Source organism: Streptomyces sp. ITFR-21 (assembly GCF_031844685.1).
In the GTDB taxonomy this organism is placed as follows: domain Bacteria; phylum Actinomycetota; class Actinomycetes; order Streptomycetales; family Streptomycetaceae; genus Actinacidiphila.
In genome coordinates, this window is the sequence record NZ_CP134605.1 from 1,593,610 (window position 1) to 1,607,325 (window position 13,716).

The 13,716-nt window shown below is 71.7% G+C and carries 12 protein-coding genes and 1 pseudogene; 6 read left to right on the top strand and 7 right to left on the bottom strand.

Annotation, left to right across the window (positions count from 1 at the left end):
• Positions 1-1,057 precede the first annotated feature (1,057 nt).
• Positions 1,058-1,423, bottom strand: a complete 366-nt coding sequence (locus tag RLT57_RS07090) for a DUF397 domain-containing protein (RefSeq protein ID WP_311296509.1) — start codon at positions 1,421-1,423, stop codon at positions 1,058-1,060.
• On the bottom strand, positions 1,383-2,261 hold the full coding sequence (locus tag RLT57_RS07095) for a helix-turn-helix domain-containing protein (RefSeq protein WP_311296510.1): 879 nt from the start codon (positions 2,259-2,261) through the stop codon (positions 1,383-1,385). Before RLT57_RS07095 ends, RLT57_RS07090 begins: the two co-directional genes overlap by 41 nt.
• A 367-nt stretch (positions 2,262-2,628) precedes the next feature.
• Here RLT57_RS07095 and RLT57_RS07100 point away from each other — a divergent pair, with 367 nt between their 5' ends.
• Entirely contained in the window at positions 2,629-3,390 is a 762-nt protein-coding gene (locus tag RLT57_RS07100) for an SDR family oxidoreductase (RefSeq protein WP_311296511.1), read from the top strand.
• Positions 3,391-3,523: 133 nt separating this feature from the next.
• On the opposite strand, the pseudogene RLT57_RS07105 reads toward RLT57_RS07100, so the two are convergent.
• From RLT57_RS07105 to RLT57_RS07120, 4 genes and pseudogenes are all read right to left on the bottom strand, one after another.
• Positions 3,524-3,892: pseudogene (locus RLT57_RS07105) on the bottom strand (VOC family protein); the annotation flags it as partial.
• Between the two features lie 179 nt (positions 3,893-4,071).
• Complete coding sequence (locus RLT57_RS07110; protein WP_311296512.1) at positions 4,072-5,952, bottom strand: ATP-binding cassette domain-containing protein; 1,881 nt, start codon at positions 5,950-5,952, stop codon at positions 4,072-4,074.
• 80 nt (positions 5,953-6,032) lie between these two features.
• A complete protein-coding gene (locus RLT57_RS07115; protein WP_311296513.1) occupies positions 6,033-7,613 on the bottom strand; it encodes a hypothetical protein in 1,581 nt (526 codons plus the stop codon).
• A gap of 85 nt (positions 7,614-7,698) precedes the next feature.
• Complete coding sequence (locus tag RLT57_RS07120; protein ID WP_311296514.1) at positions 7,699-7,827, bottom strand: hypothetical protein; 129 nt, start codon at positions 7,825-7,827, stop codon at positions 7,699-7,701.
• Between the two features lie 137 nt (positions 7,828-7,964).
• Here RLT57_RS07120 and RLT57_RS07125 point away from each other — a divergent pair, with 137 nt between their 5' ends.
• Positions 7,965-9,347 carry a hypothetical protein gene (locus tag RLT57_RS07125; protein WP_311296515.1) on the top strand — a complete coding sequence of 461 codons (1,383 nt, stop codon included), beginning with the start codon at positions 7,965-7,967 and terminating at the stop codon, positions 9,345-9,347.
• A gap of 318 nt (positions 9,348-9,665) precedes the next feature.
• Positions 9,666-9,824 carry a hypothetical protein gene (locus RLT57_RS07130; RefSeq protein WP_399128205.1) on the top strand — a complete coding sequence of 53 codons (159 nt, stop codon included), beginning with the start codon at positions 9,666-9,668 and terminating at the stop codon, positions 9,822-9,824.
• 433 nt (positions 9,825-10,257) lie between these two features.
• Here RLT57_RS07130 and RLT57_RS07135 read toward each other — a convergent pair whose 3' ends face one another.
• Positions 10,258-10,623 (bottom strand): hypothetical protein, encoded by a 366-nt coding sequence (locus tag RLT57_RS07135; protein ID WP_311296516.1) that lies wholly within the window; start codon positions 10,621-10,623, stop codon positions 10,258-10,260.
• Positions 10,624-10,704: 81 nt separating this feature from the next.
• Here RLT57_RS07135 and RLT57_RS07140 point away from each other — a divergent pair, with 81 nt between their 5' ends.
• The 3 genes from RLT57_RS07140 (at position 10,705) to RLT57_RS07150 (ending at position 13,568) form a co-directional block, all read left to right on the top strand.
• Positions 10,705-11,349 carry a class I SAM-dependent methyltransferase gene (locus RLT57_RS07140; protein ID WP_311296517.1) on the top strand — a complete coding sequence of 215 codons (645 nt, stop codon included), beginning with the start codon at positions 10,705-10,707 and terminating at the stop codon, positions 11,347-11,349.
• A gap of 249 nt (positions 11,350-11,598) precedes the next feature.
• Complete coding sequence (locus RLT57_RS07145; RefSeq protein WP_311296518.1) at positions 11,599-12,513, top strand: N-acetylmuramoyl-L-alanine amidase; 915 nt, start codon at positions 11,599-11,601, stop codon at positions 12,511-12,513.
• 215 nt (positions 12,514-12,728) lie between these two features.
• Positions 12,729-13,568: a hypothetical protein gene (locus RLT57_RS07150; protein ID WP_311296519.1), complete on the top strand. Its 840-nt coding sequence runs from the start codon at positions 12,729-12,731 to the stop codon at positions 13,566-13,568.
• The last annotated feature ends 148 nt before the right edge of the window (positions 13,569-13,716 follow it).

Genomic DNA, 13,716 nt, shown 5'->3' on the forward strand with positions numbered 1-13,716 from the left:
GTCCAGGATCAGGTGGCGTCCGCCATGGCCTGGAACCAGGCCGCGTCCGGCCGCCGCTCCACGAAGCTCTGATACTGCGGAGGTTCGCCGAGGCGAAGGCGTCGATCGCACGGGCGTCCGCTTCGGCCCATGCGCGGCACTGGGCTGCGTAGGCTTCGGCAGCTTGCAGAGCGTGCCCGGCCGCGACGAGCTGAAGGACCAGAACGGCCGGGTCGATGAAAGCCGCACCGCGCGTCGGCCATGACCAATCCACCAGCCAACCGCTCCGGCCCCCGATGAGTACGTCGTCGGGGTTGATGTCCGTGTGCAACAGCACCTCCCCCCGGAACGACTCCGTATCCGCCGCGCCGGCCGCGAACCTGTCCCACCGTGTCTCGGCCCAGTCCCGCGCCACCGCAGGGAGGGGAAGCGATCCGAGGGCGTTGACGAGTCCGATCACCATGGGCAGATCCCGCGAGCCCGGGGTGAGTTCCGAGGGCAGCCCCTCGACGGCCTCGAACCCGAGCACGCTCCATAGCGCGGTCTCCGAAGACCACCGGAGGGGCGGTGAAATCGGCTGCACGAATTCATTGACGAGCCGCTCCCGCGTGATGGAGTCTTTTCGGCCCCCCGGCCGGTTACGCATCGCCTTGACGAAAAACGGCCCCTTCTCGCACTCCACCATGGCTGTGAGGTCGGAGCTGTGCCCGTACGTCGTGGGGCGGATCTCGGACACCTCACCCGTGTGCGGGTGGAGCAGAGCCCGAAACCCGGCGTCGGGGGTCATTGGTGGCCATTCCTGGGGTTGCACGTGCTGGGCGGGGTTCCCGGACCGCACTCTTGGTTGTCCTCGAGCCCGCACGGCTGCCGGGGGGCGTCGAGCCCGGTGCCGGCTTGATCCCGACCTGGCCGTCGTTCTTGTGGTGGCGCGGTGCCTGTAGTCGCCAGGTCAGAAGACGTGCGGAACCGCGCAACGCCAACCCGCCCATGGCGAACTGGTCCAGGGGCGGGCGCCCAGTAGGAGGCGGCCGGGCGGGAGAGGGGGTGCCTCTCCCGCCCGGGGCGCCGGGGTAGGGCGTCAGGCGGTGGGGAACTCGCCGCGGGCGGTGGCCTGAACGAAGGCGGTCCAGGCGGCGGGCGTGAAGGTGAGCGCGGGCCCGTGCGGGTCCTTGCTGTCACGGACCGGGATCACGTCGGGCAGGTTGTCGGCGAACTCGACGCAGTTGCCGCCGCTGCCACCGCTGTACGTACTCTTACGCCAGCGGGCCGTGGTCAGGCTGTCGCTGGCCTCGATGCAGTCGTCGCCCTCACCACCGCTGTAGCTGCTCTTACGCCAGCTGGCGGTGGTCAGGCTGTCGCTGGCCTCGATGCAGTTGCCACCTTCACCACCGCTGTAGCTGCTCTTACGCCACGCCACCGCCCGCAGGCCGTACTTGGGCTCCATGTTCGTACTCCTCGGCTGCCGCTTCGATGAGGGTCAGGGAAGCTTCCGGCGACAGGGCCGCCGCTCCGAGAAGATCGTATGTCAGGACGCTGCGCTTGACAGTTGCCGGATTGTCGGTCAAGGAACCAGTCTCTTGCGCCTGGTAGTACGCCATCGGGGTGTCATCCGTGAACGTCATCAGTTTCAGCGGACCGGTCATGCCCGCGTGCGCGCCCGCGCCAAATGGCAATACCTGGGCGATGATCCGGTTGCGGCGAATCATCGCGATGAGGTGGCGGAGCTGTTCAGCCATGACAGTGGACCCACCGACCGGTCGGCGGATCACGGCTTCATCCAGTACGGCCCAGTAGCGTGGTGTCTTCGGATTGGCAAAGATCCCAGCACGCTCCATCCGAGCCGTCTGCCGCTCCCTGGCCACGTCGTCAGTGGCGACCGGGTCATACGCGCGGATGACGGCCGCCGCATAGGCTGGCGTCTGGAGCAGACCCGGCACCAGGAGCGGCTCCCATTCCCAGATGCCCGCCGCGAAGGTCTCCAACTCGGCGACATCCGCGAAGAATTCCGGGTGCGGTGACGACCGCCCCGCCTCCAGGTTCCGTACGAAGAACCCGTCCGTGTTGAGGATCCTGTCCAGCTCCTTCGCCATGTCGAGCTGAATACGGCGCTGCCCGACCTCCAGATTGGACAGGTGGCTCTTGGTGATGAAGAGCATGGCACCCATCTCCTCCAGGCTGAGCCCGGCCTGCTCGCGCTTGTAGCGCAGCTCGGCCCCGTACAGCTCCCTTGAGGACGCCGTGACGTCCAGCTTCTTCGCTTTCCCCGGCTGCCGACTGGCCATGGCACTGCTCCCCTGTGTGCGACGGCGTGAGCTCCTGCGGAGCTGACAACCACCGTAGCGACTTCGCACTGACTACGCGGTGGATTCACATAACTACGCACCAAGTAGCTTATGTTCGATTGCGGACGATCTCCCGACGCGGCCCGCACCCAACGGCCCACGCCCCACGGCCCGGACACCACGCGCCCGCGGCACGGCGGGGCAGACCGGGACCCCCCTTCCCCGGACCTGCCCCGCCGTCCGACGAAAACGTCAGCGTCAGCACCAAAAGGACGCCCGCGGCGAACGGTCCCGGCCCGCGATGCGCACCGCCGCTCGCCGTCATACATTGCCCATGGAACATCCACTTCAAGGAGAAGGTGATGATATGCCCGGTATACACAGCGGCAAGGTCGCCATCGTCACGGGTGCCTCGGCGAACATGGGCAAGCTCTTCGCGACCGCGCTCGCGAAAGACGGCGCGGACGTGATGGTGCACTACAACAGCGACTCCAAGCGCAAGGCCGCCGAGCAGGTCGCGGATGAGCTGCGGGACGAAGGGGTCCGGGCGGAGACGCTCCAGGCCGACCTGACCAGGCCGACGGAGATCACCCGCCTGGTGGATACCACCCTGGAGAAACTGGGCAGGTGGGACATTCTCGTCAACACCTCCGGAATGATCGTCCGCAAGCCCATCGCCGACTGCACCGAGGCGGAATGGGACGCGCTGTTCGCGATCAACGCCAAGATCCCGTTCTTCCAGATGAGGGAAGCCGCCGGGAAGATGGCGGACAACGGCCGGATCATCAACATGATCACCACGCAGGTCGCCGTCACCGCGGCCACCTACGCGGCCTACGCCGGCAGCAAGTCCCCCGTCGAGCACTACACGAAAGCCTTCGCGCAGGAGATCGGTCCGCGCGGCATCACCGTCAACTGCGTCGCCCCCGGGCCGCAGAAGACCGACTTCTTCTACAACGCCGAGACCGACAAGACCATCGAGTGGCTCAAGGGCATGACCATCAACGGCGACCTCGGCGAACCCACCGACGTGGTCCCCGTCATCCAGTTCCTGGCCTCGCCCGGTGCCCGCTGGGTCACGGCCCAGACCGTCTACGTCAACGGCGGCATGATCTCTCCCGCCAGCTGACGCCGGCAAGCCGCGTCAGGATGTGCTTCGGGGTGGACCGCGGTGTGAGCGGGTTGTCGACCTTCACCCTTTTCGCCTCGGCCTCCCAGCAGTGCAGAGACGCCGGCCCTCCGGCGGCGTGCGGCGGTCGCGTCGGCTGCCACGGCCCGATCCGGCGGCCCTCGGAATCGGTGACCCAGCCGAACCGGCCGACGCCCGCCATGTCCTGCGTCTCCTCCGCCACGTCCGCGCCCCTGGCGCGCAACTGCGCGAGCACGGCGTCCAAGTCGCGTACCCGGAAGTTGAGCATCACCTGCTGGGCGCCGGACCCGAAGTAGTCGGTCCCGGCCTCGAACGCCGCGGACACCGTCGGCCCGGCCCCCTGGGCCCACAGCCCGTTCTCATCCGCGTCCAGCCCCAGGCAGTCGCGGTACCAGGCCCCCGGGCCCGCCGGATCCCCGGCCCGCGGGAGATACCCACCGATCCCGAGCACACGTTCCGTACGGCCGTCCTGCCAGCACACCGCCCGGACGGGACGGCGCCACCCGAGGGGCCTGGTGCGGCGACGGCCGGGCGCATGCCGACGCGGCGAGTGGATGCGCCGGCCGGCATGACGGCATGCCCATGGGGTTCCGCACCAGCGCCGGTACCCCCGGGAGAGCGGAACCGGCGCCGACTGTCCGGTCGGCGTAGCCGGATCCCTCACCGGTCCTGGGAGAGTTTGTACAGCTCGGCGAAGATCCCGCCTGCGTCCAGGAGGGCCTCGAACGTGCCGGACTCGGCGACGCGGCCCCGGTCGAGGACGATGATGCGGTCGGCGATGCGGGCGTTCTCCAGGTTGTGCGTGACGAACACGGCGGCCTTGCCCGCGGCGAGTTCCCTGAAGCGGCGGATCACCAGGTGCTCGGCGCGCGGGTCCATCGCGGACGTCGGCTCGTCCAGCATCAGCATCGCGGCGTCGCGGTAGAAGGCCCGCGCGACCGCGACCCTCTGCCACTGTCCGCCGGACAGGTCGGTGCCGCCCCAGTTGGAGCCGGCGACCAAGGTGTCGAGGCCGTACGGAACCCCGGCGATGACGCTGTCCGCGCCGGCCGCCTCCGCCGCGGCCAGGAGCAGGGCGTCGCCCCCGCCGCGGGGTTGGCCGAGGTGGATATTGGCCCGCAGATCCATGGGCCAGCGGGTGTAGTCCTGCGGGACCAAGCCGACCTTGGACCACACACTGTGCGGCTCTACTTCGGCGAGGTCGACACCGTCCCAGGTCACCGTGCCGCCGGTGTCCGCGACGCGCAGTCCGGTGAGCAGAGCGGACAGGGTGGTCTTGCCGCTGCCGTTCTCGCCGACCAGCGCGATCAGTTCGCCGCGTCGCAGGGTCAGGCTGACACCGTCGACGGCTGGGGCGGTGGCGCCGGGATAGGTGTACGTGACGCCCTTCGCCTCGATCACGGCGGGTGCTCGGTCCGGGATCGGCGTGCTGCCGCGTACGGCGCGCAGGGCCTTCGCCCGGCGCAGGAACGTCTGCCAGTCGTCCAGGTAGAGCGAGGTGCGGAACAGCCGCGCCGAGGCCATGACCAGGGAGGTCAGGGCACCGGTCGAAGTGCGCACCGCGATGACGGCGGTGGCGGCGATCGCCAGGTCCATCCGCCCGGTGGCCGCCAGCCATCCCAGCGCGACCCAGGTTGCCCCGAGCATCAGCCCGCTGACGGCGGAGCCGAGCAGGGTGACCCGCAGGACGTGCGGGGCCGCCGCACGGTGGGTGGCCTTGATCCGGTCGGTGATCTCCCGGTACCAGGACTGGAGGAAGCCGGCCATCGTGGTGGCGCGGACCTCGGCGGCGGTGCGGCGGTCGGTGGAGTAGTACCGCAGCAGGTAGCGCAGATGGTTGTCCGAGATGTTCCGGTGGTCAGCCCGGTGCTGAATCCTCGCGGTGGTGATCGCCGCCGCGCCCTTGGGGACAACGGCCAGCACGAGCAGAAGCAGAAGCACGGGGTGCAGGACGGTCAGGACCGAAGCCGCGGCGGCGAGCTGGGCGAACGCGGAGACCAGTGCCTGGGCGTCACCGATCAGGCCCTCCGTCGCCTCGGCACCCTTGCCCGCGGCCTGGAGCCGGTCGATGAAGCCGGGCCGGTCGTACGCCGCCAGTTCCACCTCCGGCGCGACGGCCAGGATCTGGAGGTCCGCCTCGGTCGCGACCTCCGGCGACAATCGGGCGGAGGCGTATACGGCGAGCGCGTCGGCTCCGGCCCGCACCCCGGTGGCCACGGCCACCACGATCAGCGCGGGGGTGGCCGCGCTCACCCGGTCGGCGACCGCTCCGCCGTCGAAGAGCTGGTTCATCGCGCCCGGCAGCGCGCCGAGCGCGACAACGGAGGAGGCGGCGACGACCAACTGGCACAGGCCGAGCCAGAGCGTCGCGGGCCGGTCGGCGGCCCAGCCGAGGCGGCCCGCGGCAGCGAGCGTACGGGGCAACCGGGCCGCCATCCGCCACCAGGAGGCGTTGGCGATGTCCTCGACGTGCGGGTCGCTCCGGTAGCCGACCTGCTGCGGGGATCCGGCGGTTTTCGGGACTGGTGAGGACGCGGTCACCCGCCCCATCCTGGTGTGTCCGACGCGGCGTCCGGAGCCCGTTGAGCCGGACTCGCCCGCGGCGGGGTACGCGCTTGCGCCTACAGGGCCCGTAGAGCCAGTTCGACGGCCGCGATCAGGAACAGCCCGGTGCGGTACGGCGCCGCCTCATCCGGCCCGAGGGCCGCTCGCTCGACCGTCTCGGTGAGCACCACCGGATCGAGGTAGCCCTGCTCGACCAGGTACATATCCCTGCCCCAGCTGCGGAGCAGTCCGCTGCCGTACTGATGCACCGCGCGGTTCATCAGGTGACCGAAGTTCTCCCGGAGCACCGGATGGACGACGCCGTCCGGGAGACCGCGAGCGGCGAACCGCTCGGTCAGCAGCCGCTTGTCCCGTTTCCACTCCAGTGGGAGGCGCTGACCGAAGCGGACCAGGTCGGGGTCGGTGAACGGAGCCACGGCCCACAGCCCCCGGCGGGCCAGCAGCGGGGTGGCGACCTCAAGGGCGACCAGCGCGGTCTCTGGTGCCACGGTGGCCGGGGAGATTCCGGTGTTGACCTCTCCGAGCAGGTCGCAGACCCGCTCGCCGCACCAGGCCGGGGCCTGCGGTGCGCGTACGGGCCCGCCGTCAGGACGTCGTACGCGGGCGACTTCGTCGCCACCGAACCCGGCGACCACCGTGGTGATGCCGCGTGCCATCAGCGCCTGGGCCAGCGCGTCGGCGGCTTCCAGGTGCGGCTCGTCCAGCGGGCTGACCGCCTCGGGGTGGGCCCGGCGCAGGCCGTCCGGGGCGAGCGGCGGGTGGTCGGCGGTGGACACCGTGACATCAGAAGCGAAACCGGTGTGGTCGATGACCATCCGGCGGCGCGCGATCTGCTGCGGGCCGGCCTCGCCGCCGATCAGCAGCGCGCACGGAGTGATCTGCCCAGGGTGCCCGAGAGCGAGGGAGATGGCGAGGTTGGTCGAGTCCTTCCCGCCCGACAGCTGCGCTGCGGTCCGAGCGGGGGTGAGGGGACGGCGGGCATGGATGTGGTCGACGAGAGCCTCGAACGCACCCACCAGGGCTGGGCCGTCGGTGCCCTCGGACAGTTCGGAGGGCTGGGCGTGCTCGGCGGCGGCCGGGTAGACCATGCGCAGGCCCTCGGCGTCCGCATACGCGGTGGAGCGTTCCGAGAGCCGCTTGATGCTGGTGAACAGTGTGTCGTGCCCATAGCGGGGGTGTCCGGTCAGCAGTCGCATGACCTCCTTCTCATCCAGCCCGTCAGGCGCCTGGTGTGCCCTCAGGTCCATCAGCTGCCACGACCCGGCCAACCGCCCGTCGACCTGAGCGAGGTAGAGCGGGCACACCCCGCCGAGCCCGGTCTGGAGCCGGAGGCCCTCAGGGCCCGACTCGATCCATACAGACTGGAGCGGCCAACTGCGGCACTCCTCCAGGACTCGGGCGTACACCGCGGCGTCCACCCGCACCGGAGCCGCCGCCCTCAGCAGCGAAGCGCGTCCCGCAGCCCGCTCGCGCACCACCATCAGCGTGGCCGTACCATCCGTGACCGCTCGCGCCTCCAGCGCCGGGTTGACCAACGGCCGGATGCGGTCCCCAGCGCGTATCCAGTGGCCATCACCCTGCTCACGCCACTGCCACGGACCCGTATCGGCCCGCAGGTCCATCGACAACGTCAACATTCCCGAACTCCCCTCGTCCCGTGATGGGCAAGCGACGGGGCCCGCGCGGCTCTCGCCGGACGCGAGCCCCGGTGACACTGGTGGATCAGTCCTCGAACCGGCCCTGGTCCGAACTCTCCTGCGGCTTCTCCTCGAAGCGCACGGTGTCGCTGGGCACGGCGGTGATCTCCGGCCCGGCGAACACGGTCTCCCACGGGCGCGTCTGATCCTTCATCACGGTTTCCTCTCCCCTCGGTGAACCCGTTGACGGACTGTCATCGGGCTTCGTCAATCAGTTAACTGGGCAGGGGAGTTGCCAGACAGTGCACTGAGCACGCGAAGCCGTATATCGGGTATACGAGGGCGGGCCCCATGACCCAGCGCACAGTGAACCCCCAACTCAAAAGGCTTACCGACGAATCTGGGCCGTCGTACGACGCCGTCGCGCGCGCGGTGAAAGCCGTTGCGCTGGAGAGCAGCCAGCGGCTGGGGACCAACAAGTCCACCGTCCACCACTGGACACTCGGCGCCGTGCCGGACGGGCCCACCCCCGGATACCTGGCCGAGGCGCTCTCCCGGCACTTGGGGCGCCGGATCACCCGCAGCGACCTCGGACTGGGCTCCCCGCTCGACGCCGAAGATGAAAGCATCGGGCTGACGCTGGACTTCGACCCCATCGAGACGCTGACCGCCATCGGGAGCGCAGACGTGAACCGACGCCGTTTCCTTGCCGCCTCCGCCTTCTCCGTGGCAGCCTCCGTCGTGCCCCTGGAGTCCGTCCGGGAAGCCGCCGCCCGCACTCGTACCGTCCGGGGCGGGGCGCTCGCCGGACACGCCGACGTCGCGGCGGTGCGCGACATGGTGCAGCTCTTCATGGACATGGACGAGAAGCACGGCGGCCAGCACGGCCGGGCCGCGTTCACGCAGTACCTGATCACCGACGTACGTGAGCTGTGCCGGGCCCGCTTCAGCAGTGAGGGAGCCCGCGCCGAGGCACTGTCCGTTGCCTCCGCGGCAGCCCACCTGTGCGGGTGGAAGGCGTACGACAGCGGGGAGCAGGGCCTCGCGCAGCGGTACTACATGCAGTCGCTGGGGCTGGCAAGGGAGTCCGGGATCCCAGGCCAGGACGGGTTCGTGATGCGGACCATGGCGCAGCAGGCGATGAAGCTGCGCCGGCCCGAGCACTGCCTGGCCCTGGCCGGGACCGGCTGGGAGAGGGCCAGGGGACGCGTGGACTCACAGGTCGAGGCGCTGTTCGCCGTGACGCACGCGCACGCGCTCGCCAGGTCGGGCCGCCACCGGGCCGCGCTCGCCGATGTCGACCGCGCCCACGCCTGGCTCGCGGCCGGGGCGGCGGCCGGGGACGAGGTGCCGTTCTGGGCGCTGGTGTGGGGGCCGCCCGCGGCCACCGTCCACTCGCGTACGGCAAAGGTGTTCGAGGCGCTCGGCGACCGCGGCAACTCCGCACGCAGCTACGCGGCGGCTGCCGCGAACCGGCCCAGGACGACGTACGCGCGGATCGTCGCGCTCGACCTGATGGCGCAGGCCGAGCAGGAGGCCCGGCAGGGCGGTATCGAGCAGGCGTGCGCGACCTGGGACCGGGCGATCACCGCCATGGCCGGGGTGAAGTCAGCCCGGACGCTCAAGGCGGTCCGCTCGCTGCGCGGAGACCTGCGTCCGTACCGGACCCGGGGCGTACGGGTGGCGGCCGAACTCGACGAGCGCGCCCGGGTCTTCCTCACCCACCACCGCTGACGGCGCGAGCGACCGTCCGCCACCCCGCCGTGTCAACAGGCGGGGTGACCCGGCTGCACAGCTCGGGGGGGCAGTGGGATCCGTCAGCACCCTCCGCCGGCACCACCTCGACGCCCCGCCGGTCCAGGACGCCCCGCCGACCAGGGCATGCGAGCGCACGGGGCGCCGTCGGCGGGACATATGTACCGGGGGATCGCGGACGGACGCCTCTGCCGGGGCGGCGGGGCGGGACCGTACCGTCGCGGGTATGGCGGTGGACATGCACGGGGGACCGGTCGGGGGCGGCGCGGTGGGCGGGCAGGAGTGTCGCGGGCGGGGATGGTGGCGGAAGGAGGCGCCAACACCGGCACCAACCTGCGCGGTCTGGCCGAACGCCTCGCGGCGGCCGGCGGCTCCCTGACCTCGGGACCCGCTCCCGGCGGCGGCTTCCGCGTCACGGCGGTCCTGCCGGTGGAGGCCGACGCACAGGCGGCGTAACGGTCCGGCTGGCGGCGCGAGGCGGGGCGGTTCGGCAATCGGCGGCCCGGCGGTCGGGCAGACGGCACGGGGGCGGCCAACGGTCCAGCCGACAGCCCCGGGAGGGCGTGACCGCTCGGCCGACGCCGCTGGGCCCGCGGCAACCGCTCGGCCGGAGGCGCGGACGCCACGGCAACCGCTCAGCCGCCAGCACCGAGAGGCAGCTCAACCGCCCGGCAGACGACACGGGGGCGGCGTAACCGTTCGACGGGGCCCGGCCGCGGCACGGGGGCCGCACTGAAGCGCTCCAGCGTCGAGGCGCCGGAGGGAAGCCCGGCCCGCGGCACGAGGGCCGCACACCCTGTCGGCCCCGGTCGGCCCCGGTCGGCCCGCGGCACGGCACCGCGCCGCCCACCCCGGCGGGCGCGGACGCCGCGTCAGCGCAGCCCCGGGGTCAGCCCTGCCGGCGGCGCCCCGCCAGCCACCAGATCGCACCGGTCGCGACGGTCACCGCGATGGCCGCCGCCGTGACGGCCGCCGACCCCTCCAGGGGGCCGTCGGCGCGGCGGGTGCGGATGCCGCCGCTGGTCTGCCAGGACAGCAGGGAGTGGTCCGACTGGCCGGACAGGGCCGACGAGAAGGAGCCGTACGACGCCGCGGAGAAAGCCGACACGGCGGAGGCGAACGACCCGATCGAGGCGAAGGACGCGCAGGACCCGATCGACAGGGCGGAGCCCGTGGAGCCGATCGACAGGATCGACTCCGAGGAGCAGATGGACAGCAGCGAGTTGCGGGAGCGGATCGACCATCGCGAAGGCATGCCGCCATTCTTGCCGACCCCGCCGCCCGGCGCGCGAAGTGCCCCCGGTTCGGTCTGCGGGCCGCTCGTAGGATGATCCGTATGACCGACGTGCTCGCGGCGTTCGAGGCCGCCAAGGGGTTCATGCCGCTCGACGAGGGTCTCGCGCTGTACGCCGCCGCCAAGGACGCCGCCGGGCTCGGGCTGCCGCTGCTGGAAGTGGGCACCTACTGCGGGCGCTCCACGATCCTGCTGGCGGACGCCGCCGCGGACGCCGGCACCGTCGCGGTCACCGTGGACCACCACCGCGGCAGCGAGGAGCAGCAGCCGGGATGGGAGTACCACGACGCGGAGCTGGTCGACGCGGCGACGGGGCGGACGGACACCCTGCCGACGTTCCGCAGGACGCTGTACGGGGCCGGTCTCGAAGACCACGTGATCGCCGTCGTGGGCCGGTCGCCGCAGGTGGCGAAGCTGTGGCGGCAGCCGCTCGGCCTGGTCTTCGTGGACGGCGGGCACACCGACGAGCACGCGAACGCCGACTACGAGGGGTGGGCGCCGCTGATCGCGGTGGGCGGCCTGCTGGTGATCCACGACGTGATCCCGGACCCGGCGGACGGCGGCCAGGCGCCGTACCGGATCTACCGGCGGGCCCTGGCGTCCGGGGTGTTCACCGAGGTGGCCGGGGTGCGGACGCTGAAGGTGCTGCGCCGGGAGCCGGGCGACCTCACGCTGCGAACGGGGTGAGGGGGGCGGCACCCGGCGCGGGGACCGCCGGCGGCGGCCGGCCCCACGGCGTACCGGAATGCCGCACCGGAGAGCCGCACCGGAGAGCCGCCCCCCCGCCGCGCGACGGCGGCCCGCCCGCGCCGTACCGGAGAACCGTTCCGGAAAGCCGCACCGGAACGCCGTCCCGGAACGCCCCACCGGAACGTACGGGAAAGCCACCCGCAGGGCCGGTGCGGGCCCGCGGGATGGGCCGATAGAGTCACTGGCGTGTTCAGCAACGAGTCACGCGGGGGCGGCCGGGGCGCTCCGCTGCTCGTCGCGGTCGCCGCGCTCACCACGGTCGCCGCGAGCGCGGTCTGCCTGGTCGGCTGCGGGTCGCAGACCGGCGCGGGGCGGTCGGACGCCGGCCGGCCCGGGAACCCGGCGCCCGTCACGGCCACCCGGCCGGCGAACACCGGCGCCGCGCCCACCCACACCACCCGGCCGAGGCTCCCGCTGACCGGCAAGGTCGTCGTGCTCGATCCGGGGCACAACCCGGACAACTACCTGCACACCGCCGAGATCAACCGCAAGGTGGACATCGGCAACGGCCGCAAGGAGTGCGACACCACCGGTACGCAGACCAACGCCGGTTATCCGGAGGCCCGTTACACCCTGGACGTGTCCCGCCGGGTGCGGGCGCTGCTGGTGGCGCGCGGCGCGCGGGTCGTACTGACGCAGAACGGCGACCGGCCGTACGGGCCCTGCGTGGACCAGCGGGCCAGGATCGGCAACGGGGCGCACGCGGACGCGGCGCTGTCCATCCACGCCGACGGCGCCCCCGCCGCGGACTACGGCTTCCATGTGATCGCGCCCAAGGCGCTGCACGTGGGCGGCGCCGACACCCGGGCCGTCGCGGCGCCCTCGCTGCGGCTGGCGGTCACCCTGCGCGCGCACTTCGCCGCCGCGACCCGGGAGCCGTTCGCCGACTACCTGGGCGGCGGCAAGGGGTTGATGGTGCGCGACGACCTTGGCGGCCTCAACCTGTCGACCGTGCCGAAGGTGTTCATCGAATGCGGCAATATGCGCAATGCCCGCGACGCCAAGTCGCTGACAGACCCGGCCTGGCGGCAGAACGCCGCGCGGGGTATCGCCGACGGACTCACCGCGTTCATCGAGGACGCGGCGAAGGGAAAGGGGTGACGGGACGGTAGCAGTCCGGTACGGATCGTGCGCCAATGGGCATACCCACTCCCTCGGTCATGATCACCCCCGTACGATGACACCGTCCCGAATATGAGCACCAGGTATGACCAAGTCACCAGGTACGGTCACGTACCGACAGCCGAGCGCGTTCGGCACCGCCGAACTCCGCGGAACCACCGAATGAACCGAATCGACAAAGGACAGGACCTGACGTGAACATCCGCTCCCTGACCCGAGGTGACGGCGCGGTCATCGGAGCAGCGGTGCTGCTCCTGATCTCCTCGTTCCTCCCGTTCTTCAGCTACAAGGTGTCCTTCGCGGGCGCGGAGTCCTCGCAGAACCTGTGGCACTCGGGCCTCTTCCCCATCCTCCCGTCGGTGACGCTGGCCGCGCTCGTGGCCGCCGCGGCGGTCTTCCTGGCCCGCTCGGGGCAGTTCGACGACCGTCAGCCGCTCGGGCTCTCCCTTGAGCAGTGGGGAGTGGCGATCTCGCTGTTCGTCGGCTGGACCGCCGTGTGGGCGACCCTCTTCAACAACCCCGACGGCGTCAGCAAGGGCATCGGCAACTGGCTGACGCTGATCTTCGGCGTGGTCATCGGGGTCGCGGCCCCGCTGCGCACCCGGCTGCCCGCCCTCCAGGCGCCGCTGCTGAACGCGCCGCGTCCCGCCCCCCAGCCGTACGGTGCCGGCGCGCCGCTGACCGGTGGCGCGCAGCCGTACGGTGCCGCCCCGCAGCAGGCGGGTTACGGCTACCCCGGTGGCGCGCAGTCCGTGGACCCGTCGTACGGCCAGGCCGCCCAGCAGACCACGCCGTACGGCGCCGCCCCGCAGGCCGCGGCCCACGCGCCGGCCGCCGAGTTCACCGCGTTCTGGTTCGCGGTGCCGGTGCCGCGCCCGCTGTACGCGGAGGACGGCTCCGGCGCCCAGATCGCCGAACTGACCCCCGGCACCTGGTACCTGGCGGTCGACCAGCACGGACAGTCGCTGATCGCCCAGACCCAGGACGGGCGCCGCGGGGTGCTCCAGGACAGCAGCGGCATCCAGCGGGGCTGATCGCCTCCGCTCCGCCGACCGGCTCTACCCGCGGTCTGCGGGCCCGCGACGTCTCCACCGCTGTTCCGGCGGCCGGTTCCCCCTGTGCCGGGGGACCGGCCGCCGCCGTTTCCGGTGGAGTTTCAATCACCCGTTCGAGGCAATGCGA

Coding starts and splice junctions, on each gene's coding strand:
- RLT57_RS07120 (WP_311296514.1), bottom strand. CDS start 7,827: ATGAAGGATCAGACGCGCCCGTGGGAGACCGTGTTCGCCGGGCCGGAG.
- RLT57_RS07140 (WP_311296517.1), top strand. CDS start 10,705: ATGACCGACGTGCTCGCGGCGTTCGAGGCCGCCAAGGGGTTCATGCCG.
- RLT57_RS07115 (WP_311296513.1), bottom strand. CDS start 7,613: ATGTTGACGTTGTCGATGGACCTGCGGGCCGATACGGGTCCGTGGCAG.
- RLT57_RS07095 (WP_311296510.1), bottom strand. CDS start 2,261: ATGGCCAGTCGGCAGCCGGGGAAAGCGAAGAAGCTGGACGTCACGGCG.
- RLT57_RS07135 (WP_311296516.1), bottom strand. CDS start 10,623: ATGCCTTCGCGATGGTCGATCCGCTCCCGCAACTCGCTGCTGTCCATC.
- RLT57_RS07130 (WP_399128205.1), top strand. CDS start 9,666: ATGGTGGCGGAAGGAGGCGCCAACACCGGCACCAACCTGCGCGGTCTG.
- RLT57_RS07100 (WP_311296511.1), top strand. CDS start 2,629: ATGCCCGGTATACACAGCGGCAAGGTCGCCATCGTCACGGGTGCCTCG.
- RLT57_RS07090 (WP_311296509.1), bottom strand. CDS start 1,423: ATGGAGCCCAAGTACGGCCTGCGGGCGGTGGCGTGGCGTAAGAGCAGC.
- RLT57_RS07125 (WP_311296515.1), top strand. CDS start 7,965: ATGACCCAGCGCACAGTGAACCCCCAACTCAAAAGGCTTACCGACGAA.